At 39.9% G+C, this 25330-nt stretch carries 23 protein-coding genes, 2 tRNA genes, 1 rRNA gene and 1 pseudogene; 7 read left to right on the top strand and 20 right to left on the bottom strand.

Going from position 1 to position 25330, the window contains the following annotated elements; translation table 11 throughout:
• Positions 1-29: 29 nt before the first annotated feature.
• The 4 genes from ACFQ4X_RS17060 to ACFQ4X_RS17045 form a co-directional block, all read right to left on the bottom strand.
• Positions 30-2222 (bottom strand): DUF4129 domain-containing transglutaminase family protein, encoded by a 2193-nt coding sequence (locus ACFQ4X_RS17060; RefSeq protein ID WP_379837338.1) that lies wholly within the window; start codon positions 2220-2222, stop codon positions 30-32.
• Positions 2209-3480, bottom strand: coding sequence for a DUF58 domain-containing protein (locus ACFQ4X_RS17055; protein WP_379837350.1), 1272 nt, complete (start codon positions 3478-3480; stop codon positions 2209-2211). The genes ACFQ4X_RS17060 and ACFQ4X_RS17055 overlap by 14 nt, the downstream gene beginning before the upstream one ends.
• Positions 3480-4454: an AAA family ATPase gene (locus tag ACFQ4X_RS17050; RefSeq protein WP_379837336.1), complete on the bottom strand. Its 975-nt coding sequence runs from the start codon at positions 4452-4454 to the stop codon at positions 3480-3482. The genes ACFQ4X_RS17055 and ACFQ4X_RS17050 overlap by 1 nt, the downstream gene beginning before the upstream one ends.
• 524 nt (positions 4455-4978) lie before the next feature.
• Entirely contained in the window at positions 4979-5686 is a 708-nt protein-coding gene (locus tag ACFQ4X_RS17045) for a hypothetical protein (protein WP_379837334.1), read from the bottom strand.
• Positions 5687-6005: 319 nt separating this feature from the next.
• Between ACFQ4X_RS17045 and ACFQ4X_RS17040 the strand changes: the two genes are divergently transcribed.
• From ACFQ4X_RS17040 to arr, 4 genes are all read left to right on the top strand, one after another.
• Positions 6006-6530: an ECF transporter S component gene (locus tag ACFQ4X_RS17040; protein ID WP_379837332.1), complete on the top strand. Its 525-nt coding sequence runs from the start codon at positions 6006-6008 to the stop codon at positions 6528-6530.
• Between the two features lie 119 nt (positions 6531-6649).
• Entirely contained in the window at positions 6650-7039 is a 390-nt protein-coding gene (locus tag ACFQ4X_RS17035; protein ID WP_379837330.1) for a hypothetical protein, read from the top strand.
• Positions 7040-7184: 145 nt separating this feature from the next.
• On the top strand, positions 7185-8366 hold the full coding sequence (locus tag ACFQ4X_RS17030) for a DUF4317 domain-containing protein (RefSeq protein ID WP_379837328.1): 1182 nt from the start codon (positions 7185-7187) through the stop codon (positions 8364-8366).
• 325 nt (positions 8367-8691) lie between these two features.
• Positions 8692-9108, top strand: a complete 417-nt coding sequence (gene arr, locus ACFQ4X_RS17025) for an NAD(+)--rifampin ADP-ribosyltransferase (RefSeq protein ID WP_379837326.1) — start codon at positions 8692-8694, stop codon at positions 9106-9108.
• Between the two features lie 225 nt (positions 9109-9333).
• Here arr and groL read toward each other — a convergent pair whose 3' ends face one another.
• Positions 9334-10971 carry a chaperonin GroEL gene (groL, locus tag ACFQ4X_RS17020; RefSeq protein WP_379837324.1) on the bottom strand — a complete coding sequence of 546 codons (1638 nt, stop codon included), beginning with the start codon at positions 10969-10971 and terminating at the stop codon, positions 9334-9336.
• A 92-nt stretch (positions 10972-11063) separates the two neighbouring features.
• Positions 11064-11348 (bottom strand): co-chaperone GroES, encoded by a 285-nt coding sequence (groES, locus tag ACFQ4X_RS17015; RefSeq protein WP_066242572.1) that lies wholly within the window; start codon positions 11346-11348, stop codon positions 11064-11066.
• 279 nt (positions 11349-11627) lie between these two features.
• Between groES and ACFQ4X_RS17010 the strand changes: the two genes are divergently transcribed.
• Complete coding sequence (locus ACFQ4X_RS17010) at positions 11628-12167, top strand: CPBP family intramembrane glutamic endopeptidase (RefSeq protein WP_425589404.1); 540 nt, start codon at positions 11628-11630, stop codon at positions 12165-12167.
• Between the two features lie 60 nt (positions 12168-12227).
• Positions 12228-12431: a YdiK family protein gene (locus ACFQ4X_RS17005; protein WP_077365776.1), complete on the top strand. Its 204-nt coding sequence runs from the start codon at positions 12228-12230 to the stop codon at positions 12429-12431.
• Positions 12432-12696: 265 nt separating this feature from the next.
• Here the strand turns inward: ACFQ4X_RS17005 and tatC are convergent, their stop codons facing one another.
• The 4 genes from tatC to moaC all read right to left on the bottom strand — a co-directional run bounded on the left by tatC (position 12697) and on the right by moaC (position 14868).
• Positions 12697-13479, bottom strand: a complete 783-nt coding sequence (gene tatC, locus ACFQ4X_RS17000) for a twin-arginine translocase subunit TatC (protein ID WP_379837319.1) — start codon at positions 13477-13479, stop codon at positions 12697-12699.
• 12 nt (positions 13480-13491) lie between these two features.
• A complete protein-coding gene (locus ACFQ4X_RS16995) occupies positions 13492-13671 on the bottom strand; it encodes a twin-arginine translocase TatA/TatE family subunit (protein ID WP_379837317.1) in 180 nt (59 codons plus the stop codon).
• Positions 13672-13684: 13 nt separating this feature from the next.
• A complete protein-coding gene (locus ACFQ4X_RS16990) occupies positions 13685-14320 on the bottom strand; it encodes a redox-sensing transcriptional repressor Rex (RefSeq protein WP_066286277.1) in 636 nt (211 codons plus the stop codon).
• Between the two features lie 65 nt (positions 14321-14385).
• The gene (moaC, locus tag ACFQ4X_RS16985; protein WP_379837315.1) at positions 14386-14868 is read right to left on the bottom strand and encodes a cyclic pyranopterin monophosphate synthase MoaC; all 483 of its coding nucleotides are present in this window, start codon (positions 14866-14868) and stop codon (positions 14386-14388) included.
• Between the two features lie 398 nt (positions 14869-15266).
• Here moaC and ACFQ4X_RS16980 point away from each other — a divergent pair, with 398 nt between their 5' ends.
• Positions 15267-17207 carry an ABC-F family ATP-binding cassette domain-containing protein gene (locus ACFQ4X_RS16980; protein WP_379837313.1) on the top strand — a complete coding sequence of 647 codons (1941 nt, stop codon included), beginning with the start codon at positions 15267-15269 and terminating at the stop codon, positions 17205-17207.
• A 290-nt stretch (positions 17208-17497) separates the two neighbouring features.
• Here the strand turns inward: ACFQ4X_RS16980 and tsaD are convergent, their stop codons facing one another.
• The 10 genes and pseudogenes from tsaD to rrf form a co-directional block, all read right to left on the bottom strand.
• Positions 17498-18514, bottom strand: a complete 1017-nt coding sequence (gene tsaD / locus ACFQ4X_RS16975) for a tRNA (adenosine(37)-N6)-threonylcarbamoyltransferase complex transferase subunit TsaD (protein ID WP_379837311.1) — start codon at positions 18512-18514, stop codon at positions 17498-17500.
• Positions 18511-18960: a ribosomal protein S18-alanine N-acetyltransferase gene (gene rimI, locus ACFQ4X_RS16970; protein ID WP_379837309.1), complete on the bottom strand. Its 450-nt coding sequence runs from the start codon at positions 18958-18960 to the stop codon at positions 18511-18513. Before rimI ends, tsaD begins: the two co-directional genes overlap by 4 nt.
• A 9-nt stretch (positions 18961-18969) precedes the next feature.
• Positions 18970-19629, bottom strand: a complete 660-nt coding sequence (tsaB, locus tag ACFQ4X_RS16965; protein WP_379837348.1) for a tRNA (adenosine(37)-N6)-threonylcarbamoyltransferase complex dimerization subunit type 1 TsaB — start codon at positions 19627-19629, stop codon at positions 18970-18972.
• Positions 19607-20117: pseudogene (gene tsaE / locus ACFQ4X_RS16960) on the bottom strand (tRNA (adenosine(37)-N6)-threonylcarbamoyltransferase complex ATPase subunit type 1 TsaE). Before tsaE ends, tsaB begins: the two are co-directional and overlap by 23 nt.
• A gap of 8 nt (positions 20118-20125) precedes the next feature.
• A complete protein-coding gene (gene thiL, locus ACFQ4X_RS16955) occupies positions 20126-21127 on the bottom strand; it encodes a thiamine-phosphate kinase (protein ID WP_379837307.1) in 1002 nt (333 codons plus the stop codon).
• A 140-nt stretch (positions 21128-21267) separates the two neighbouring features.
• Positions 21268-21343, bottom strand: a tRNA-Asp gene (locus ACFQ4X_RS16950).
• Positions 21344-21408: 65 nt separating this feature from the next.
• A tRNA-Met gene (locus tag ACFQ4X_RS16945) sits at positions 21409-21485 on the bottom strand.
• 130 nt (positions 21486-21615) lie between these two features.
• Entirely contained in the window at positions 21616-22995 is a 1380-nt protein-coding gene (locus ACFQ4X_RS16940) for an amino acid permease (RefSeq protein ID WP_066286262.1), read from the bottom strand.
• A gap of 92 nt (positions 22996-23087) precedes the next feature.
• Positions 23088-24236 (bottom strand): trans-sulfuration enzyme family protein, encoded by a 1149-nt coding sequence (locus tag ACFQ4X_RS16935; protein ID WP_379837305.1) that lies wholly within the window; start codon positions 24234-24236, stop codon positions 23088-23090.
• A gap of 842 nt (positions 24237-25078) precedes the next feature.
• Positions 25079-25194: ribosomal RNA gene (gene rrf, locus ACFQ4X_RS16930) — 5S ribosomal RNA — on the bottom strand.
• Positions 25195-25330 lie beyond the last annotated feature (136 nt).

Raw genomic sequence — 25330 nt, 5'->3', positions numbered from 1 at the left:
AGACATAATAACAATGCCTTTTATAGCGGTCAAGGGCGGATCCTTTTAATTAAATTTTCCCACAATTCACGGTGGAAATCGTTCCATAGATCTGTCTGCTTTTTCGGACTGAATTGAACACCTTCATACACTTTTGCTAAAATTTTCATGTCTTTAGTATCAAGCGCACGATCGACGTAAAGTGCGTATTCTCTAAGTGTAAATGCAGGCTGTCTTCTGATTCCGTATACCTTTAGCAGCCATAAAAGTCTTTCAAACGCTTCTTCAAACGTTTCGGAACCTTGTTTGCGTTTGTATCGCCAGATTGTATATTGACGCAGCCATTTTCTGCGGAACAAAAATGCCAGTCCTGCAGCGATTAATAGTAAAATGATCAATCCTGCTGCTGCATAGCCCGCCGTTTTTAAAATGGACGCAAAGCTTGTTTTTTCAGATGCAGCAGATTTTTCATCGTTTAAATCTTTTTCTGGTTTGTCCGGCTGATCAGGAACTGCTGCAGCTGGTGTTGTTGTTTCTTTATCTTCTTCGGGCTGAAATGGATTATCGAAGCCGCGTGTCGGCTCAAAAGGCACCCATCCAATTCCAGAGAAGTACACTTCTGCCCAAGAGTGAGCGTTTGCGTTTGTAACCGTATATTCACGGAGTCCGCCATCTCCCATACCTTCAAAAGTACCCGGCGTAAAACCTTTTACCCAGCGTGCAGGGATTCCGACAGATCTCAGCATAACGATCATCGAAGTTGAGAAGTTATCACAATACCCTTTTCTTGTTTCAAAAAGAAATTGATCAACATAATCTTCGTCATCTTCAGGTACCGCCACTTCAATTGTGTTATAACCATACGCTTCTTTCGCAAAGTATCCTTCAACCGTCTTTACCTTATCGTAAATCGTTGGCTGATCCGCTGTAATTTCTGCGGCTAAATCTCTGACTCTTTGCGGCAGCGTTTCCGGCAGCTGAAGGTAGTTATCCGTAACATATTGCGGGTATGAATTCGTTGATTCTTTAAGCTGTGCTTCTTTTAAAACCGGCAACTGATAGTTCATGGAATAAGAGGACAGTTTAATTTCTCCCCCGTTTTGGAAGGTTGAAATTTTCCCCTTTACCCCATCTAGCTGATAGGTCGTGTTAGGATCCGCATCGATTTTCGTCAGCTTTCCAGGAATCATAAGAAACGAATATTCTTTCCCTTTTTCAGCTTCAATTCTGGCTGTTTTGTCCTCCATCTCAAGTCCATCTTCCCAGACTTTTGTAAAATCCGTCTGAGCGGAAGGCTGATTTGCATCAACCCGGACAGCTGTGGTTGGGATTTTATTTTCCCATCCTTTACCCGTGTAGAACTCTTTCGTTTCAATTCTCCAATAATGTCTCGCGTTATCATACGTTTTAAAAATAGGTGTATAGTCAAATTCAAACGGACCGCCTAACTGGCTGTCGTTCTCGCCATATCCGATTTTAGCTATACCACTGCCTTTCCCGCCTTCTCCAACGTCTTCTTTTCCAGACAAATTTTGAATGAACGGAACCGGGTCAGGCCATATTGGCGAAGCTTTGGGAGCTACATACCCCAATACAGACGACAGCGCGATTACCCCTGAAAGAGGCGCAACCCAAAGAACAGGAAACTTTCCTTTTAATAATGAAAATCCTTCTGTTTCAATAATTTTCATCATTCTTAAAATACCAATCAGCAGCAACCCGATGAATACAGTTCGTATGATTGCAAGTTTCGCATCATAAACCGTAAACGTATCAAGAATTGAAATGTAGATAACGGTAATTAAAAAGAATAAGAAGATACGCCTCGTTTGAATCAGCCAATAGTGCATCAGATAGCTCACAAGCCATAACAATATGAAGAACAGCAAAGAGCGGCTGAGCGAGGTCATTTCATTCCAGTTCTGATCTGAAAATAAAGTTAAGTTGTAACTAATATCCTCTAGCAGATACGGAACCCACTTAAATGATAAAAATACATCAAAAAAATAAAGAGAATGCAACGCGTACAGCAAAGCTCCCAGCTTTACCGGAAATGAGATCCAAAATGGAAGCTGAAAATACGTCACGATGAACAAAAACATCGTGTACATCACAAAAATGTTAATATCATCTGTGGTCGTGATATCTTTTAACGGTCTTAGCCATTCCCATAATAGTAGGAATCCTAAACCGTAAAGGACGAGTGTATGCAATGTTGAAGGCTGTTGTTTAGATTGTTGCATACATTCCACCTGCCTTCAGTGATTCATTAAAGTCAGAGCCGATAATCGGTGTCACCGGAACTCCGCATTGCCTAATCCGGTTCATATAAGTCAGTTCCTGGCTAGTCAGCTTTGGCTCCAAAGGCAGGTAAAAGAAAATAACATTCGTTTGCTGCCTGGAAGCTATGAGTTCAAGCGTTTTCATCGTGTATTCAGTTAGGTTAGGGGAGATGATCAGTGCTGTCTTCCCTTCCATATGACCAATCATGTATTCCTGCTTCAAACGTTCTTCGAAAGGTTCTTTTATCTCTGCCTTCACTTTAGCCAGTTCATGAAAGATGCGCCATTCCTGCTCAACCCCTATGTTCATCGGGATCTCTTTTCCTTTAAAGGGATGATAGCCGATGGAACCGCCTTTTGAGATTGAAAAATGAACGAGGGATGCTGCAAGCGATACTCCCCGTTCGAAAAGCCATTCGTTTGCTCCATAGCTTTTTTCGCAATGATCCAGAACAATTACAAAATCATCGTTCCTCTGCTGCTCAAACACTTTTGTAAGCAGCTTATTGGACCTTGCACTCGCCTTCCAATGCAGCCAGTTCATTCTGTCACCAGCTACATAGTCACGCACACTTACTGTAGATGTGTAATCTGTAAATGAGCGTTTCCCCACTTTTTTCATACCCGTTTGAAGCATTTTCCCATTTTCCCAGCGTTCAATATCTTGATACTGCGGATAAACAAAAATTTGATCCTTTACCGATACACTCGTACTTTTTAATACAAAACCGAAGATATCGCCCGACTTCACCATGATTTGATCAAATTTAAACAACCCGCGCGGTGCAGGGTTAATCGTGTAAGAATATTCGAGGCGTTTGCGGAACAAAGGAAACATCAGGATACGGGATTGAATCTGATGAGTGTTCCCTTCATAACGGGTTTCACGAAGCAGTGCTTCCGGCAGCACGTCCTCTAATACGACGTAAAAAAGAGGGAAGTTGCTGCGGCGTGTCACCAGGATCGTAATTACCACTTCTTCCCCAGCCATCAGTTTTTCTTTTGAAATAATACGCTCAATTTTCAGCCGCTGAATAGGATAGAACGCCATTGCAACGGAATATAAAACAAGCGGGAGAACGCTGTAGAACAAAAACCAGCTTACAAATCCGCCTTGAAACATGGCAAAAGAAAACGTTGCGAGCAGTAAAAAAATGATCCCTGAAAACCCTATCGGTGTTTTATAACGCTCCCAAAATTTTTGGAGTAATGCCTTCATCACGCATGCTGTTCCTTATGAATTGGTGCAGGAACGCGTGCTAAAAGATCCTTGATTACCTCTTGGGCGGTTACACCTTCAAATCGGGCTTCAGGCTTTAACAGCACGCGATGCACGAGTACAAACGGTGCCAGATATTTCACATCATCAGGGATTACAAAATCACGGTTCATTAACAGTGCATAAGCTTGTACAGCTTTTAAAAGAGAAAGTGATCCACGAGGACTTACCCCTAATGCAATGGACTTGTGGTTACGCGTACGGTTAACAAGATCAACAATATAGCGCTTCACAGAGTCAGATACATAAATATTTCTCACAGCTGTTTTCAGTTCAGCAATCTCTTCCGCTGAAATCGCTGGCTTCAACAAATGAATCGGATGTTCGTTTCCGATCACGTTCAATACATTAAATTCTTCTTCCGGCGATGGATAGCCCATTGTGAGTTTCATTAAGAAACGATCCAGCTGTGCTTCCGGAAGCGGATAAGTTCCCTCGTACTCAATCGGGTTTTGTGTTGCCATTACTAAAAACGGATCAGGAAGGATATGGGTTTGCCCATCTACCGTCATGCTCATCTCTTCCATTGATTCAAGTAAAGCAGACTGTGTTTTTGGAGATGTACGGTTGATTTCATCGGCTAAAATAACATTTCCGACTAATGGTCCCGGTCTAAACTCAAAACTCATATCTTTCTGGTTATATATCGATACCCCCGTCATATCAGACGGCAATAAATCAGGTGTAAACTGAATACGATTGAATGTTAAACCAAGGGATTTTGCGATTGATCGAACCATCATGGTTTTACCTACACCCGGTACATCTTCCAGTAATACGTGTCCCCCAGCCAACAAAGATACAAGCGTTAATTCTGTAACTTGTTTTTTACCTACCATTACTTTTTCTACATTTTTTATGACTTCCCTTAGCTGCGGATGATATTCAAATGAATTTTCGTTTCTAGCACTCATGTAAGACTCCCCTCTAACATTTCTGTCTCTCTATTAGAAAATTTTTTTCCTTCCTATTAATTTCGCATTGGTGAATGTATATTCCTTGTTTTATTTACAAAAAAAGAGAAAATTCGAGATAATACAAAAATATATTGAGAGATGTGCCCACCTCAAGTCCAAATCATCAGTTACTTACTTCTTTTTGACCAATTTAAAGAGGCTTCCTGTTAGTTGATTAACTTTTGGAAACCTCAAAATTTATTTTTTTCAATTGTTAGCCTATCCTTCGTGTTATATGTATGGCCAATGGATAGGTTATGAATCTCATAGTAATTTTTGTCGATATCTACTCAAAATTTGTAGATATTTCTCGGGAAATTGCAGGATTTGCGTTTGAGGATGTGAGCAAATCTTTTATATGTATCGGGTAACGATATATTGATTTATTGGTGATGCATAATGAATTACCCTATGGTATCAAGATAACTCATAGCAAAAACAGTATCGCCCTGCGATTCGTGATTTTATAATAGCTGAAATTCTTATTTTCTGAATAAGGAAAAGAATCCACCCGATTTGTTTTTAGGTTTTTGTATCGCATCTTCTAGTCGTTTATTAAAATCATTTTGCAAACGCCACTCTCTTGTTTGTTCTTCTCGAATCTTTTGTAGTTCTTGTTGTAGCAGTTCACTTTTTTCTTTTTCTTGTTCTAACAATGCTTCGTAATGGTTTTTCTGCTGTTCAGTTAACTTTTCAATTTTCGCATTCGTTTTTTGAGCAGCATTTCCAACAGCAGACCCTATAACATGATGATCTTGCTGTAGCCTGGAAACTGATATTTTAAGCTGTGACATATCGTTTGTTAATTGAACATTCATTTCACGAGCAGCTGCAAGTTCGTTGGCTAACATCAGTAATACTTCTTTAATCTGATTGGGGTCTTGGGGTAAATTTTCGTATATATCGGGTATCGCTACGTCTGTTTCATTCGATTCTTTTAATCTTTCTTTTTGTTGCTCTACAAGGTCTTTTGCAGTATCGTCTAATGGTTTCGCCGTATCGCGCAGCGCTATAAGGGATTCGATGTCAGATTGGACAAAAATACGCCTGTCACCATCTTTTAAAAACTCGTATCCGTTCCGTTCTAAAATTTGGCCATACTTTCGGACAGTCGGTGTGGCAATCCCTACTTCTTCTGCTACTTCCTTGGAAGAGAATGCTCGTTCATTCTGTTGTATATCACGTCGCATATCGGACCTCCTTTTCTCATTATTATCGTATTTACATCTATTATAAGTTATATCGCCCAGCGATACGAACCTAAAGAGGCTGATAATTCGCTCATTATAGGCATTCGAAGAAACAAAGCTTGTTTTGTGCTTTGATTCCAAAATTTATCTATCAAAAGTCTGACTTATAATAAAGACAGCAGTCTTTTTGACCCGTTCTCCCTTTATCCATAAAATAGCTATTTTCTTAGGTGTTAGAGAAAGATATAATGAATTAACAGGGTCTTCCCTTTTAAAATCTGAAAATACGAAACTTAATAAATACGAAAGAGGTTTTTTTGTGAATACTACTTTATCATCAAGAACAGCGAATAAAACACAAATATTAGTCATTAATGCACTTTTCGTCGCATTAACACTTGTAGCTACGATGTTTATAAACTTAAAGCTTCCAATAGCGGGCAACGGCGGACTAATTCACCTGGGCAACGTTCCCCTTTTTATAGCTGCATTCGTTTTTGGCAGAAAGACAGGAGCGATTGCAGGTGCATTTGGAATGGGTCTGTTTGATCTAATTTCCGGCTGGACGATTTGGGCTCCGTTTACCTTCATTATCGTTGGTGCAATGGGATATGTTGCTGGTCTTATAGCTGAAAAAGTTCCGGGGAAAAGAGCCATTGTATACTCAATCGCCGTTATTGCTGCCCTTCTCATTAAAATTGTTGGCTACTACTTTGCAGAGGTGGTTCTGTACAGTAACTGGATCGCACCATTCGGATCAATTCCAGGGAACGTTTTGCAGGTCGTTTTTGCTGGAATTGTTGTAGTACCGCTTGTAGCACGTATTAAGAAAAGAATTATATAAGAAACTGACCCCTGTTAAGTTTAGACCTTGATGGGGGTTTCTTTCTGTCTTTAGCCTCTCTGAAACCTTTTGTAATGATATGGCGACTTACTTTATAAGTTGGATTTTAGGGGTGTAACATGAAAAAGGGGTTCATCATTCTTTCTTTTATCATTTGTTCGATCTTGTTTTCAGGGTACAGCTTGATTTCAGATAAAGAAGCTAATCAGGCACCCTCAGAAAAACTAAAAGTAACAGGTGAAGTAAATAAGACGTTTTATGACGAAAGAGAAATAAAAATTGCTAGAGATGCTATAAAATCTGCTGAGAAGATACTTGGCATTTTAGATGTGGCGAAAAATAATTTTGAAATTAGCCTCATAGATTCAGAAGGCAATAAAGAAACCTATTTTCTCTGGTTAAGAAAAGATCACAGTGGTGGAATGATTATGAATATCGAGGATACTCATACAGGCTATACACTCCAGGAAAAAGATGTCGCCAAGTTAAAAGACTTGTTAAATATGTAAATCGACCTTCTCAATATCGAGGAGGTTTTTTTCTGCGGAATATCCCCATGACACTTAACTTCGTCTAAATGTTAAAATAAAGAATACTTCAAAAGGTTGAGAATGTCCGCCTTTAAAATCGCAGCAACGTAGGAGTGTTTAGAACATGAACAAAAAAGACGTAGCACAGTTCCGAAAGCAATTTAAAAAAGATAATGATTTACTTAAAATCTCCACTATTTTTAACGTCTATATTACGAAGGAATCAAGTGATATTTATCATCACGTGAGTCAGCCCTTCGAAATGCTGGATCCAGAACAACAAGAGCTGTTTTTAAATAACTTTAAAAAATTACTTGGCGGAAATCTAGATGAAAAGCTCTTTGAATTAAAATTTCAAAAGAATGCTGAAAACAACAGCCAGCTCATTTTGCATCAAGGTATGCTGAGCAGTAATTTAGAAGACTGGAAAGAGCGAATGCTTCAAATGGTAGGCAAAATGCTTTTAAATCGCCAATACGAAAAGGATATTGTAATCACCTTCATTAAGGGAGAATACTATAAGCCGACAAAGCGCAAAAATGATGAGGCTGAGATAAGTGAACGAGATGCCGTCTACTCCTTCCCCTTTATTTTGAGCAGCATAAACAATACACAAGAACCGAAAAAAGAACTTCTCTTTGATTATATTGAAAAAGAATTCAAGTACAATTTTGTCGTCGATCCTATCATCAACCTAAATGCGCCAATCGGAGGGTTTCTTTTTCCTTGTTTCAGTGATAATGCAGCCGATGTGAACCACATACTCTATTCAGCAGGCAAAGTCCATGAGCCCGATTATGATTTCATTGAGCAAGTTTTAAATGGCGAAGAAATCATGACGGCAAAAGACGATAAGATCGTTTTTGAAGAAATCATTAAAGACGTTACAGGGAATCAGTTGAATACATCCACTCTCTCCAATGTGTATGAAGAGATTAACCGAATGATCGAGGAAAATGAAGAAGAAGAACATCCTAGATTAGACTCCAAGGACGTTGAACGAGTGTTAATGGCGAGCGGTGTTGAAGATGTTAGTCCGGAAAAAGTAGAAACAGCTTTCCAAAAAGTGATTGATGATAAAAAATATGAGTTTAAAGCAAGCAGCGTTGTACCAAAGTATAATTCCAAATCTATTAAAATCAATACAAAAGTAGCTAATATTTCAATTAGCCCGCAAGATTTAAGGTACGTTAAACAAGTTCAGCTTAGCGGTAAACGGTACCTCATGATTGAAGTGGAAGAAGATACGGTTATTGAAGGGTTTACGATGATTCCTGAGGCATTTGGGGAGAAGGTAGAGAAGTAAATTATTAGAGATAAAAAAGCTTCTCACGAGTTAATTAAACTTGTGAGAAGCTTTTTTAATCTAAAAGGTAAGCGGTCTTCAATTATAGCGTCTGATTATTTAAATAACACTTTTTAAAAACATGACCATATGTCGTCTATTTAATCCGCAGCAACCATAAACTTTGATTGTTCATTAAAACGCAAAAAATAGGTAATTTTCGTTAGAATACATTCTCTCTACTTACATTATACTCCTAATTATAAAATATTTATAGACTACACTTTCTAATGTTCCTGTCTTAAACTGTTATATACAAATCTAAAAATATAAGAGGTGTATCAGTATGAACGACAAAAAAGATGCCTTAGATAATGGTCCTTTCTTTCATGGAACTAAAGCAGAACTCAAAATTGGAGATCTTTTAGAACCGCAACACTTATCAAATTACCAAGACAAAAAATCCAACTATATATATTTCACTGCAACATTAGATGCGGCAAAATGGGGTGCTGAATTAGCAGCATCTAAATCAAAAGAAAGAATTTACATTGTAGAGCCATTAGGTGATTTTGAAAATGATCCGAACTTAACAGACAAAAAATTTCCTGGAAACCCAACTCGTTCTTATAGGTCTAAATCCCCCTTGAAAATAATTGCTGAATTAGGGTCATGGGAAAGACATTCCGATGAGGAAATAAATCATATGCTTATATCTTTAAAACAATTACGTGAACAAGGCAAAGATATAATATACGATTAATCATTCAACAACTATTTTTATAGAAGATGCAAAACATTGGCTGGCTTATCTTCTAAATCATTCTATGGCTGAATAATAACTGTTATGTAAATCTAATCATAAAAAAAGCCTCTCTTAAAACTCCTAAGTTTAAGAGAGGGTTTAAAACATTTTAGCTTTCAATAAAAAATCTCAAAATGTTTTGGGATGGTTGCTCAACCATATCATACCAAGGGCTTGGCTTTATTACATCATGCCGCCCATTCCACCCATGCCCATACCGGACATGTCAGGCATTCCGCCGCCAGCGTTTTCTTCTGGCTTATCCGCGATTACTGCTTCTGTTGTTAGGAACATTGCAGAAACAGACGCTGCGTTTTGTAGAGCTGAACGCGTAACTTTCGTTGGGTCAACGATTCCTGATTCGAACATGTTTACCCACTCGCCAGTTGCTGCGTTAAATCCAACTCCGATTTCTTCGTTCTTCAAGCGCTCAACCACTACAGATCCTTCAAGACCTGCGTTGTGTGCGATTTGACGAACTGGCTCTTCAAGTGCACGAAGTACAAGCTTAACACCTGTTAATTCGTCGCCAGAAGCTTCAACTTTTGAAATTGCGCTTAGTACGTTAACTAGAGCTGTACCACCACCGGATACGATACCCTCTTCAACTGCTGCACGCGTAGAGTTCAATGCGTCTTCGATACGAAGTTTGCGCTCTTTTAACTCAGTTTCAGTAGCTGCACCAACTTTGATTACTGCTACACCGCCAGCTAATTTCGCTAGGCGCTCTTGTAATTTTTCTTTATCGAACTCAGAAGTTGTTTCTTCAAGCTGAGCTTTAATTTGGTTAACACGAGCTGCAATTTTAGCAGAGTCTCCAGCACCTTCAACGATTGTTGTGTTTTCTTTTGTTACAACAACTTTAGAAGCTGTACCAAGCTGCGTGATGTTCGCAGTCTTAAGGTCAAGACCTAGCTCTTCAGTAATTACTTCACCGCCAGTTAGTACTGCGATGTCTTCTAGCATTGCTTTACGACGGTCACCGAATCCAGGAGCTTTAACAGCTACTGCATTGAATGTTCCGCGAAGCTTGTTAACTACTAGAGTAGCAAGTGCTTCACCTTCAACGTCTTCAGCAATTAACAACAATGACTTGCCTTGCTGTACCACTTGCTCAAGAACTGGAAGGATTTCTTGAATGTTTGTAATCTTCTTATCTGTGATAAGGATGTACGGGTTCTCCAGCTCTGCTTCCATCTTGTCAGAGTTTGTAACCATGTATGGAGATGCATATCCGCGGTCAAACTGCATACCTTCAACCACTTCAAGCTCAGTTGTGAATCCTTTTGATTCTTCGATTGTGATTACGCCGTCATTTCCAACGCGCTCCATCGCTTCAGCAATCAATTGACCTACTTCATCGTCAGCTGCAGAGATCGATGCAACTTGTGCGATTGATTCTTTTCCTTCGATCGGCTTAGAAATTGCTTTAAGCTCTGCTACTGCAGCAGCTGTCGCTTTTTCGATACCTTTACGAAGTACCATTGGGTTTGCACCGCTTGTTACGTTCTTAAGTCCTTCACGGATCATCGCTTGAGCAAGAACTGTTGCAGTTGTTGTTCCGTCCCCAGCAACGTCGTTCGTTTTGCTTGCAACTTCAGCTACAAGCTTAGCACCCATGTTTTCGAATGCATCTTCAAGCTCGATTTCTTTTGCGATTGTTACACCGTCATTTGTAATTAGCGGTGAACCAAATTTCTTTTCAAGTACAACGTTGCGCCCTTTAGGTCCAAGCGTTACTTTTACAGCGTTCGCTAATGCATCAACACCGCGTAGCATTGAGCGGCGTGCGTCTTCACTAAATTTAATATCTTTAGCCATGTAAAAACCCTCCCATTAATTTAAAAAAGTAGTGACTTACATATGCTTTTATTTATGTAGCTTCAAAACATTGAAGCTTCCATTCTCTGAGATTAGCCTACGATCGCTAAAACGTCAGATTCACGAAGAATCAAGTATTCTTTGCCTTGGTACTTCACTTCTGTACCAGCGTATTTAGAGAAAATAATTGTGTTTCCTTCTGAAACTTCTAAAGAGATACGCTCGCCGTTATCCGTCACACGGCCCGTACCTACAGCAACAACTTTTCCTTCTTGAGGCTTTTCTTTTGCTGAATCTGGCAATACAATGCCGCTTGCAGTTTTTTCTTCACCTTCTACAAGCTCAATAATAATACGGTCACCTAATGGCTTTAACAAGTGAAACACCCTCCTTAAATAGTTAAAAAATTTTCTTATTAGCACTCTTTGTTGGTGAGTGCTAACTCCATTTCTAATAATAAATAAAACTTTAAAACTTTGCAAGCAGGAAATATGAAAAAGTTCTCAAAATCGATATCCTCGCGAGCCATGCCTATTCTATGTTAAAATGGGTTAGCATATAAAGAGTAATAATAAGTAAGAGTATTCGCGTGAGGAATTAAAGGAGAACTTAATTTGAAGAAAAAATACTGGTGGATCATCTTTATATACATACTTATGCAATTCTCGGGATATCTTGGAATTCCTCTATTGAATGAACTTGGTGTTCCTGAAAATCAATTGTTTGGAATGTGGGGGACAATAAGTTTTATTGCAGCTCTATTCATTATCCTTTACATGCTGATGCCTGAGATTAAAAGCCGGCATCGCGATTCTGAACGGGTGTCAAAAGGCTCTGCAGTTATGTGGTCAATCATCGGTATTTTTATGGCGTATGCCGCTCAAATTATTGCCAGCCTTATTGAAATAAACGTATTTGGCATTCAGCCTGGTTCTGAAAACACAGAAAAGCTTGTTGAAATCGTAAAAGATGTACAATACTTTATGATTGTCACGGCCATTGTCGGCCCAATATTAGAAGAGATTATCTTCCGAAAGATTATTTTTGGATCACTTCATAAACGATTTAATTTCTTTCTATCTGCTTTGATCAGTTCTCTTATTTTTGCTGCTGTTCATGCGGACTTTACACATCTATTAATATACACGGCAATGGGCTTTACCTNTCGTATTAATTGTCCAGATTTTCCTTGCTGATAAGATCAAGGAAATGGAAAAACAGCTAGAAACAGCGCAATTGATTTTTGGAGGACTGCTATGAAGACATCACCTTTGTTTATGGCATTTTTATATTTAGGAATCGGAGTCGTCTTTACGTACTTAGCTGTTCATTATGCTAGTGAGTACGGAATGACAAGTTTCTGGACGATCATCACCATGGTTGTCGCAACATTTGATTTCGCAAATGCCATCAGATACTTCGCGTTAAATAACCATTTGAAAAGAAAACGAAAGAAATAGATACAAAAAACTGTCCTTTATGAGGCAGTTTTTCTTTTTATTTAGGGATTTCCAGATTATCGCGTGAAAGCCTAGGTATTTGGCGTGGACCAAAGCCCAGTTAGCATGGAACCAGGGTGATTGTGCGTGGAACTAGCACTCGATTGCGTGAAAGTACAACTTTTCTGCGTGAACGTGTAATAAAAATAAGAACACGTACCGTAAAAATCTCCAAATCCTTAGAAAAACAGACGAAAAGAGGGCTCCCATTAAGAGACCCTCTTTCTTATTCATTATATGCAGATTCAACTTCAGCTTCTTTCTCTTTCACAAGAGCTTCCACTTCTGCTTTCATCCGTTTTTTATATGCCGTTCTGGAAATCAGGATACTGATTTCATAAAGAAGAATTAACGGAAAAGTAACCATTAAGTGAGACAAAAGTTCTGGCGGAGTAATGAATCCGGCTATAACTAGAATCCCAAAATAAGCGACTTTCCTTATTCTTTTTAAATAGTTTGGTGTTACAATCCCTAATCGTGTCAAAAACATGATCAGCACCGGGAACTGAAACAGCAATCCAAACGGCAATGTAATATTAAATAAAAATGAGAAATATTCCTGGATTCCGTATTCTCCTTCAACACTAAGCGCAGTCGCAACATTGCCCATAAAACTTACAACAAACGGAAAGAGAATAAAATAAGAGAATGCCAATCCCGTTAAGAATAGCAAAAATGCAATCGGGATATACATCAGTGTTACTTTTCGTTCATTTTCGTAAAGACCCGGGCTAATAAACGCCCATAGCTGATACAGAACGACTGGCGCTGCTAATACACAGCCGATAAAGAATGCGAAAGTCATATAGACATTCAATGGGTCTGTTAAGTGAAATGCGTTCATTTGAATATCTTTAGCGATCGGATCACTTTGCAAATACACGATCACATGCTTAGCTAAGAAAAATCCAACGATAAGAAATACAAAGAAAGCTATTAGTGCCCACATGATGCGTTTTCTTAACTCACCAACGTGGTCGTATAACGTCATATTTTTTTCAGAGGTCATAGAAAAACATCCTTACTTCTGTTGTTCGCTTTCCTTCTTTTTATCATCGTCATCGTCCATAATGCCTTTTGTTGCATTTTTGAACTCGCGAAGCGTCTTACCTGCTGCTTTTCCTAATTCAGGCAGTTTCTTTGGTCCAAACATCACTAAAGCTGCCAATCCAATTAATGCGATACTTCCTGGTCCTAACATTGTACTTCCTCCTTTAAGAGTAATTTTTCATAAAATAAACGAGTGACTGCAGTTCTACAGCTAAATCAATATGGTGTACGCGAATTTCTGAGGATAAGGTTAGACGTGCCGGCGTAAAGTTCAAGATTCCTTTTACTCCCGCTCTTTCCAGCTGATCTGCGATCGGCTGGGCTGCACCAACAGGCACAGTTAGAATGGCAACGTCGATTCCCCGCTTCTCAAGTTCACTTTCAATATCGTTCGTATGATAAATAGGTACTCCAGCGATCTCGGTACCGATTTTAGATTCATCTACGTCGAATGCGACTTCTATTTTTGTATTATTATTTTTTGTAAAATTGTAATGCAAAAAGGCAGTTCCTAAATTACCTACTCCGATTAAAGCAACCGTTGTTGTTTCATCCTGATTAAGGGTTTTGCGGAAAAATGAGAGCAAGTAGTTAACATTGTAGCCATAACCCTTTTTCCCTAACGCTCCAAAATAGGAAAAATCTCTTCGTATCGTAGCAGAATCTACTTTTACAGCCTCACTCAATTCAGCAGACGACACCCTTTGCTTTCCTGAGGACGAGAGATTTTTTAGAAACCGGTAATATAATGGCAGCCGTTTAGCTGTAGCATGCGGTATTTTTAGCTGATCTTGGTTCATGTATTGGCCCTCCATATTCAGAAAGCTTATCTTTTCCTATTGTATCATACTTTGTCAGGGCTTGATTAGCGTACGAAATCCCCATTCTTTCCGCCTGTTTTTGAGACGAGATATGTAGGACCGATGATCATTCCTTTATCTGCTGCTTTACACATATCATATACGGTCAAAGCTGCAGCAGAGGCGGCCGTGAGTGCTTCCATCTCTACTCCAGTACTCCCTTTTGTTCTTACTTCAGCTTGTATATTTAATTTGTATCCTTCGTCACTTTCTTTTTCCCATTGAAAAGAAAGATCAACGCCGGTTAATGAGAGCGGGTGGCACATTGGAATCCAGTCAGATGTTTTTTTAGCTGCCATGATTCCAGCAATTTGAGCAACTGCGAGAACGTCCCCTTTTTTGAACTTGTTGTCTTTAATCTTAAGGAAGACTTCTTCAGATACGGTTATCCCGCTGACCGCGATAGCTGTTCGGTATGATGTTTCCTTTTCTGAAATATCCACCATTCTGGCACGGCCTTCTTCGTTAAAATGGGTTAACTCTTTCATAAAACCCCTCCTCAAGTTGAATATACACGAAACCGCTTTTATTGTCGTTATATTCTTCCATGTAAATATTGCAAAATGTTGAACATTCCCTTTGTTGGCGTGAATCTCCAAACTAAGCTAAACTACTAGTAGACAGGGTTAAAGATTATTATTAGGGGCTTTTTTCTATGAGATTTGTTGTTTCGACTTCATTGAACAGTTGGTTGGAGCGCAAGGTGCGAGACTCCTGGGGGATGAGCGGGACAGGTGAGACTCCTAACGGCGCAAAGCGCAGAGGAGGCTCACCGCACGCCCCCCGGAAAGCGAGCATCCTGGAGCGGAAAGCAACTCCTTCAAGCTGCGAAGGTTAAGACAACAGCCTGAATAAAAATCACCCTTTTTCATAGAGGTGAATTGAAATGATTATATTACAAGTTCAAGACGTCACAAAGTCCTTTGGCGCTGACGTCATTTTATCCAATATAAAATTAGAAGTCCAAACTGGAGAACGTATTGCGCTTGTTGGCAGAAACGGCGCAGGAAAGTCTACTCTTCTTCGTGTTATTACTGGGGAGTATTCATACGATTCCGGTCATGTCATGATTCCAAAAGATGTGAAAACTGGCTACCTCGCACAGGATGCCGGCCTTGATTCAGATGAAACGATCTGGAACGAAATGCTCTCGGTCTTTGAACCTCTTCGCAAAAAAGAGAAGAAGCTGCGTGAAATGGAAGCGAGTATGGGCGATCCGGGTGTTTTAGAAAATGCAGCTGAGTATGAGCGTCTTTTAAAAGATTATGATGCGCTGCAGGTTCAATTTAAGGACGATGGCGGATACCAATACGAAGCTGAGATCCGCACCGTTCTTCACGGTTTTCAATTTGCTGATTTTGACAGAGACACGAGAATCAATACGCTTAGCGGCGGCCAGAAAACAAGACTTGCTCTTGCAAAGCTTCTTTTAACGAAGCCGGACCTTCTTATTCTGGACGAACCTACCAACCATCTTGATATCAAGACGTTAACTTGGCTGGAGCAATATTTGCAGGGTTACCCAGGCGGGATTCTGATCGTTTCCCATGACCGTTATTTCCTAGATAAAATTGTGACTAGCGTTTATGAAGTATCGAGAAAACGTTGTTATCGATTTACCGGAAACTATTCTAGTTACCTAGAGCAAAAAGCGGAGCGTTTCGCTCAGGAAATGAAAGAATTTGAGAAACAGCAAGACCAAGTTGCTAAACTCGAAGATTTTATTCAGCGCAACCTCGTGCGTGCTTCAACGACAAAACGCGCACAGAGCCGCCGTAAACAGCTTGAGAAAATGGAGCTGAAAGAACGTCCTGCAGGATCTGAAAAATCTGCTTCCTTTTCTTTTGATATCGAAAGACAAAGCGGAAACGATGTGTTAAAGCTTGAGGAAGTGAGCACAGCCTATGAAAACGGAGCTCCACTTTTTAAAAATGTAAACCTGGCAGTAACCCGTCAGGATAGTATAGCAATCGTCGGCCCTAACGGAATCGGTAAATCGACACTATTAAAAGTAATTAGAAAACAGCTGCCGCTCATTACGGGTGACATTCGCTATGGCAGCGGTTTGAAAATTTCACATTATGATCAGGAACAAGCCGATCTTCACTCCCGGAAAACACTTTTGAACGAGCTTTGGGATGATTATCCCGAAAAAACGGAAAAGGAAATCCGCTCGATCCTTGGCCAGTTCCTTTTCAGCGGTGATGATGTTCTGAAGCTTGTAAACGAGTTAAGCGGCGGCCAGAAAGCACGGCTTGCCCTTGCTAAACTCATGATGGAAAAAGGCAATCTGCTGTTATTGGACGAGCCGACGAACCATTTGGACCTTGATAGCAAAGAAATTCTGGAACAAGCGCTGATCCATTATCCAGGAACCATCCTTTTTGTATCCCATGACCGTTATTTTATTAACCGGATCGCGACTAAGGTGGCTGAACTGGCTCCAGATGGAATTACAGAGTATCTCGGGGATTACGATTATTACACGGAAAAAAAGAACGAAATGAAAGCACGCGAAGAAATTGCAGAACGCCAAAAAGCCGAAAACAGAGCAAACGCGCCGTCCTCTGCACAATCAAACAGTGCCAAGAACTCAATCGACAAAGAAGCAAAGAAACAAGATCGTAAACGACAGCGCCGAATTGAGGAAATTGAAGAACTTCTTGAGGGACTTGAGAGCAAAATTGCGTATGCAGAAGGTGAACTTTGCAAACCTGAGGTATTTCAAGATTACGAGAAAACACAAGAGTTTCAATCACAGTTAGATACATTAAATAGTGAAATGGAAACCCTTATGGAAGAATGGGAAGAATTGCAGAATGCTTAGCTTTCAAAAGCTGACAACCTTAATAAAAGTGTTGTCAGCTTTTTGTTATCCACAAGACAAAATTAGGTTTTATAAGTATATTTTCTACTTATCCACGTTATCCACAGAAAATTGTGTATACATTGTGTGAATTGTGTATAACATGAACCCTTATTTGTAGAACTCTTTCAAACATTGTCCACAATATCCACAAACCTGTGTATAACTTTTCCACAATAAGAATGTCGAAAGAAGTCTCAATTAGTCGACAAAAAAAGCTCTTCTTCTTTAAGAAAAAGAGCTTTCTTTGATTATTGCGCTTCGATATCTAGTCCAGGTACTCCGTTGAGTGCCATATCAGCCCGTGTCCCCTTTTGATAAGCAACACTTCCAGCTGCCGCAATCATTGCAGCATTATCTGTGCATAAGTGCAAAGGCGGGATTACTAAATCATATTCAGTATCTTTAAATCGTTCTTCCAATGCTTTGCGCAACCCCTTGTTCGCGGCTACACCACCTGCAAGAAGAACTTGTTTAACTTTATATTGATCAGCTGCACGAAATGTTTTTTCCACAAGTACATCTACAACGCTTGCTTGAAAGCTCGCCGCCAAGTCTTCTGGCTTAATTACTTCACCGCGCTGCGCTGCATTATGAACGGTGTTAATTACAGCTGATTTTAATCCGCTGAAACTAAAGTCCAGTGATTCAGGTTCAAGCCAAGCTCTCGGCAGGTCAATGTTCGGTTCACCTTCTTGAGCGAGCTTGTCGATATGCGGACCACCTGGATACGGCATGTTCAATGTACGAGCGACTTTATCATACGCTTCACCCGCTGCATCATCTCTTGTTTCCCCGATCACTTTGAAGGTTCCGTGTTCTTCCATGAAAACAAGCTCTGTATGTCCGCCTGAAACGATTAGTGACAACAACGGGAATGTCATCTCTTTTACAAGACGGTTCGCATAGATGTGTCCTGCGATATGATGAACAGGTACAAGCGGCAGTCCGTGTGCGAACGCAAATACTTTCGCTGCGTTTACACCGATTAAGAGTGCGCCAACTAATCCCGGTCCTTCGGTAACAGCAACGGCTGTTAAATCAGCCGGCTCAAGCTCAGCTTTATTTAACGCTTCATCAATAACGATCGTAATTTGTTCCACATGATGTCGCGACGCCACCTCAGGCACAACTCCTCCGAATCGTTTATGGCTTTCAATCTGTGAAGCCACAATGTTCGCCAATAGCTCTATGCCGTTTTTTACAATGGCTACAGCTGTCTCATCACAACTTGTTTCGATTGCTAATATGATTTCATCTTTTTTCATAGTTCCACCCACATAACTAACGCATCTTCACCGTTATCACTGTAATAGTTTTTTCTAATTCCGCCTGCTTGGAATCCAAGTTTCTTATATAAGTTTTGGGCAACGTGATTACTGACACGGGCTTCTAGCGTCATCGTTGCTGCCCCATGTCTTTTTGCGAGAATCATCGCTTCTTTCATCAGCTGTTCTCCTAGCTTTCTTCCTCTGTATGAAGGAAGAATCGCAATATTTGTTACATGAGCTTCATCCATCACAAGCCAGATGCCGCAATAGCCAATCGGCTGAAAATGGTCCTCAATGACAAGGTAATACGCAAATTGATTTTCAACGATTTCTCTGTAAAAAGCTTCTCTCGACCAAGGAACAGTGAAGGAAGACTGTTCAATGCCAAGAATATCATCAATGTCACTTACTTTTGCGAGTCTATAAGTATATGCCTCTCCCACCTGAAACACCTACTTGCCCTGTGACTTCAGCCAGTTTACTTCTGCTTCGGCTAGCTGGAGATAACTTGGTGTAAATGAATGGATATCATCCGGCTCCCTCTGCATACCAATTCGTCCTAGCTCACTTGGTCTTGGATTATGATCAGAAATATGTCCAAATACAGCCTGACTTCCCAAAACCTCAGATATTGTTTCCAGATGAATAGGAAGATCGTTTCCTACGAAAAGAACTTTCTTATCTGTTGTTTGCAGTTTTTCAAGCCAGTCTTTTAATAAGATGATGCGATCTTCCCATAGGTTCTCAAATTCACCTGAGTCAGCTTGTCCATATAGACCTGTAAACAGCTGTGTGCGTCTGGCATCAAATAACGGAACTGTAAAACCATTAAAATACTTTCCGCTTTGTGCGAGTACTTCAAGGCTTGAAATACCTACAAGTTCTTTTTTTAATGTCCACGCGAGCGTTTTAGCGATTGTGACGCCAATTCGTACACCTGTATACGAGCCAGGACCTTTAGCAACAACGATACGATCGAGTTCAGCAGGTTTAACACCCGTTTCTTTCATTAGCTGCTCGATCGCAGGCATCACACGTATCGAATGATTTTTCTTTAAGTTTGTAATATATTCACCAAGCACTTTTCCTTCATCCAATACGGCAATCCCCATAACTAGGTTGGATGTATCTATTGCCAGTACTTTCATTGCATAATCTCCTTAACACGTTCTTCGTATCTTTCCCCAAGCGGAGTTAGTTGTATTTCTCGTTCGTCTTCACCAATGTGCGAGATAACCAATTCTAGTCTCTCTTTTGGCAGATATTCTTCTATAAAGGTCGCCCACTCTACCACACAAACACCTTCACCTGAAAAATACTCTTCAAAACCTAAATCTTCATCAGAGTCTTCCAGTCTGTACACATCCATATGGTAAAGAGGCAAACGACCATTGTATTCTTTAATGATGGTAAACGTAGGGGAGTTCACGGTACGGGTTATGCTTAAACCTTTAGCAAGTCCTTTAGTGAAAGTGGTCTTACCTGCGCCAAGATCTCCAGCCAGTGTAAGAACGTCTCCTTTTTCGAGGACTGACCCTAGTTTTTCAGCAAAAGCCATCGTTTCTTCCGCTGACTTTGTTTTAAAATGATAAACACTCATGACTTCCCTTACCTTTCCCTAAAATGATTAAAACCTTGTTTTGTAATTCGTTCTGATGATTCGTTTTCGTTTCGATGCAAATAAACTGCTGCATTACCAGCTTCTCCAACTTTCCCAATTTCAAATATCTCCAGAGAATGCTGTTGAAACAATATGCTTAATTGTTCGAACTGATCTTGAGCAACCGTTCCAGTCAGTACATAATCTTCTCCGCCAAACAGCTGATACTTTAACTGCTCGTTCTTAGGGTATCTGACTAATAATGGACTGACAGGGATTTTATTTTCATCAATATGTATGGTAACCTGACTGGCTTCAGCAATTTCATTGAGTTCGCTCGCTATTCCATCACTTACGTCGTTTAAGGAGATACGAAAACCGCTGGATGCTAATATTCTCCCCGGTTCAATATGAGGAGCCGGCATTTGATGCTGTAAGATCAGCTGCTCTTCATCACTGTTAAAATGATAGTGTCTGGTGCTTTTTAATAATAGCTGTAGCCCTGCTGCAGATTCTCCCGTCACTCCCGTTAAAAAGACAGAATCTCCTGGCTTCGCATTTTTTCGAAGCAGACGTTTCCCTTTTTCTACTTTTCCAATAACGGTAACTGTTAATACTAGAGGACCTTTTGTCGAAACTGTATCCCCGCCAATAAGGTCTGCTTTGTACTTTGATGCGAGGTCGGCCATACCTTTATAAACTTCGCCAAGCTCTTCTTCATTCCAGTCCTTCGAGATCGCGATAGATACTAAATAAAACTGCGGTATCGCACCCATTGCACCTAAATCGCTCAAGTTCACAGCAAGCGCCTTATAGCCAACTTGATAAGGTGACAAAGTATTTTTCGTAAAATGGACTCCTTCAACCATCGTATCAACACATACGACTTGATCCATTTCTTTGTTTACTGACCAAAGTGCGGCGTCATCACCAATACCCGTTACTAACTCTTTTTGAAAAGAAGAATTCGGTGTGATGCTTTTTATCCATTCAAATTCATCATGAAGCATTGGGAACCACCTCTTGGCTAAATCAGTTTATAAAAAAGCCTTAGGATCAGATTGAACTCCTAAGGTATCAGTAGTATATTTTAAGTTTAACTTACTTTTAGACATAAAAAAACACGAAACCTTGTTTCGTTTTTTAAAAGTGGCGGACCCGACCGGGGTCGAACCGGCGATCTCCTGCGTGACAGGCAGGCATGTTAACCACTACACCACGGGTCCAGCTTATATGTAATTGATGTAGTTCATGGTCAAGAAAAATCTCAACGTTGTTCATGAAATAAAATTGGTTGCGGGGACAGGATTTGAACCTGCGACCTTCGGGTTATGAGCCCGACGAGCTACCAGACTGCTCCACCCCGCGACGTTATAAAAGGTTGTTTGTTAAACAACTTGTTTCGGACATTTATTAATATAACACGTTTATTAGTATGATGCAAGTGTTAAATAAATATTAAGGCACTGGTATTTTATTTTTTTCCAGTGCCCTTTGATTATGCTGCTTTTTTCGCGTTTTCTGGTCTCTTATGGAAACCTTTAGCGTAGTAGATGGCAGTTAATAAGATCAGCCAGAATGGGCCTACTATTAACGCAATTCGTGTATCAGGGAAATAAGCCATGATTCCTACTACAAATATCAATATTGCAAGTGCTATATATGATCCAAAAGGATATAATGGCATTTTAAATTTCAATTCAGCCTTTTCTTCGTCACTTAATCCTTTACGGAATTTCAATTGAGAAATGAGAATGACTGACCACGTCCAGATTGCACCAAACGTTGAAATACTCGTTACCCAAACAAATACTTTTTCAGGAACTAAGTAGTTAAGTACCACCCCGACTAATAGGGCAGCAGCTGAAACTAAAATAGCTGTAGACGGCACTCCTGTTTTACCTACACTATGAAGTTTTGCTGGAGCTTGTTTTTGTTCAGCAAGATTGAACAACATACGGCCTGTACTGAAAATCCCACTGTTACAGCTAGATAATGCAGCTGTTAATACAACAAAATTAATGATTCCAGCAGCTTGTCCAATTCCGATCTTTTCAAACGTTAATACAAACGGACTTCCTTGTGTACCAATTTGATCCCAAGGATAGATCGACATGATAACGAACAATGCCCCGACATAAAATAATAAAATACGCCAGAATACAGTATTTACAGCTTTGGCAATCGATTTTTCAGGGTTCTTAACTTCACCTGCTGTTACACCGATCATTTCTATACCTAAGAAGGCGAACATAACCATTTGCATCGACATGAGAATACCTTTAACCCCATTCGGAGCAAATCCGCCATTTTCCCATAGGTTGCTGATTCCGGTTGCAACACCACCGTTACCAAAACCAAATATAATCATTCCTAAACCAGTTACAATCATTAAAACGATAGCTACAATTTTAATTAACGCAAACCAGAATTCAAACTCTCCATATGCTTTAATCGCAAGAAGGTTGATGCTAGCCATAATGACAAGTGCGGCTAATGCCCAGATCCACGTTGGTATGTCCGGATACCACATCTTCATGTAGATTCCTACTGCTGTAATCTCAGCCATACAAGTTACAATCCACAAGAACCAATAGTTCCATCCTGTTAAGTACCCAGCTAATGGTCCAATGTAGTTTCTTGCGTATCGGCTAAAAGAACCTGCAACTGGCTGATGGATTGCCATTTCACCAAGAGCTCTCATGATCATAAACATTACTGCTCCACCTAGAGCATATGCAAATAAAATTGCTGGTCCTGCCATCTCAATTGCTGAAGCGGAACCTAAAAATAAGCCCACTCCAATAGCAGCCCCAAGTGACATAAGCGTAATATGTCTTTCCTCGAGCCCGCGATGTAATTCCTGTTTAGGCTTCATTTTTATGCCTCCCTTGCTGTGTTTGATGAAGCGCTTTCACCAGATATCATACCACGATTCGACAAGTGGAACAATTTCTTTTATGTTACAGTTTAAAGTCCTAAAGCTTTTTGAGCAGCTGTTTTAAAAACTTCAATAATATCCTCTGCATTTTCGATTCCTACAGAGATTCTGATTACATTTTTATTAATTCCAAGCGTTTCGCACATTTCTGCTGGCAATGATCGATGAGAGGTTCCAAGTGGATAGGAAACAGTAGTTTCAACTCCAGCTAATGTTGGAACGATGTGTACCCAATCAAGGGATTTAAAAAACGTATGAACATCACTGCTTTCGTCCAGTTCAATCGTCACGATTGCCCCGTTCCCTTTTTCGCTGACAAACTCAGGATAATATACTTTCTTAATACCCTTTGTTCCCTTTAACTCGCCTGCTAATGCCTTTGCATTGGCTAAATGACGCTCCATACGCACGCTTAACGTTTTTAATCCTCTGGATGCCAGCCATGCGTCAAACGGTCCAAGGTTGCAGCCAAGATGGGCCATTTTAGATTTAGCTTTAGCGATTAAATTCTCACTGCCTACAACAACACCTGCCGTTACATCGCTATGTCCGTTTAAATATTTCGTTGCACTATGAACGACAAGATCAACACCCTGTGTGTACGGCTGTAAAACAAAAGGCGTTGCAAAGGTGTTATCAATCATCGTAGTTAATCCATGCTTTTTAGCTAATCCGACAAGCGCGCCGAGATCTTCTACTCGTAAAAGAGGATTTGTAACGGATTCCGAGTAGAGCAATTTTGTATTAGGACGAATGCTTTTTTCAACTTCATTTACATCATTAAAAGAGACAAATGAAGTTTCGATACCGAAACTCTTTAAGTCATCAGAAAGAAGCTGATAAGTGCCTCCGTACAAGTCCTCGCAAGCCACAATATGATCGCCAGATTGAGCCACGGATAATATACCAACTAAAATTGCTGAAATTCCTGAAGACGTAACCACACCCGCTGGAGCTTTTTCGAGCTGTGCTACCCCTCGTGCAAAGTCATCTTGGTTCGGATTGTTCATTCTTGTATATAGGAAGTCATTTTTACCGCGAAAGTAATCTTCTAAATCATCCAGATCGGAAAAAGAAAAAGCTGAAGTCTGGTAGATTGGCTTAACCTTGCTTACAGACTTAACATTGTTATGACCACCTGCATGTACAGTTGATGTATCGAAATGAACGTCTTTCATTTGTATAGCCTCCCCATTATTTTTATCTCCTAGTGTAGCATAAATTACGGTGGAGTAAGTGATATGAGGATTATGTAAAAGTTGTATATAACGTTGAAGATAATAAATTTTGGGAAAATTACTTAATTGGGATCAGATTAGAACTCTTTTTTCAGATTAGATTGGAATTATGCTTCATTTAGACTTAATAAGACATTCTACAATGTATCAATCTTTTCGTAGGATTTCATGAACTTCAATCTAAAAGGTTTTTACTATGGTGACGATCTCTGCGTTAGATTGAGAAAATAGTTTTCAGGCCGTAATTTTATTTTCTAGGCTGTAATTTGGATTTATAGACCTTAGTTTTATTTTCTAGACTGTAAATCTTACTTTTTAAGCTGTAAATTTTCATTTATAGACTTTTCGACAAAAGTGCTCTGAAGGGAGATGGTTCACATCTTCTACCTTTTTATTTATGTTGATCCTTAATGGTCAAGCATAGAATAGGCTGGAGTAAGTGCTTTAACCTTTTACGGTACGTGTTCTTTTAATTGTTACACGTTCGCTCAAGATTATCCTCTTTTCACTCAAAATCACCAAGTTACGCTCAGAATCGTCGTTTTACGCTCAAAATGCCTCACCTACGCTCAGAATGGTGTCCTGTTCGCTCAAACTGCAGATTCGTTTCATGCTATATACCTTCTCTTATTATAAAAACAGCTATATAAACAGCCTTCCATAGAACCACGGGCGTGTAATTTTACAGACAAGGGCTTATCTTTCTTGTTTAAATCAAAAAACGGTGCTTTTTTGATTTAAATACAAAAAAAGAAGATGGATCTTCATCCATCTTCCTCATTGCCTAGCGACGTCCTACTCTAACAGGGGGAGACCCCCAACTACCATCGGCGCTGAAGAGCTTAACTTCCGTGTTCGGTATGGGAACGGGTGTGACCTCTTCGCCATCATCACTAGACCTAACCATGACGTTAACCATGATTTTTATAAAATTAGAGAGTATGTTCTCTCAAAACTAGATACGACGTTTCCAAACGTTTCATACAATTTTAAGGATAAGCCCTCGACCGATTAGTATCTGTCAGCTCCACGTG

The organism is Fictibacillus halophilus (assembly GCF_042680145.1).
Taxonomy (GTDB): domain Bacteria; phylum Bacillota; class Bacilli; order Bacillales; family Fictibacillaceae; genus Fictibacillus; species Fictibacillus halophilus_A.
The sequence above is the reverse complement of the archived record's forward strand: the minus strand, read 5'-3'. Positions and strand labels throughout refer to the sequence as shown.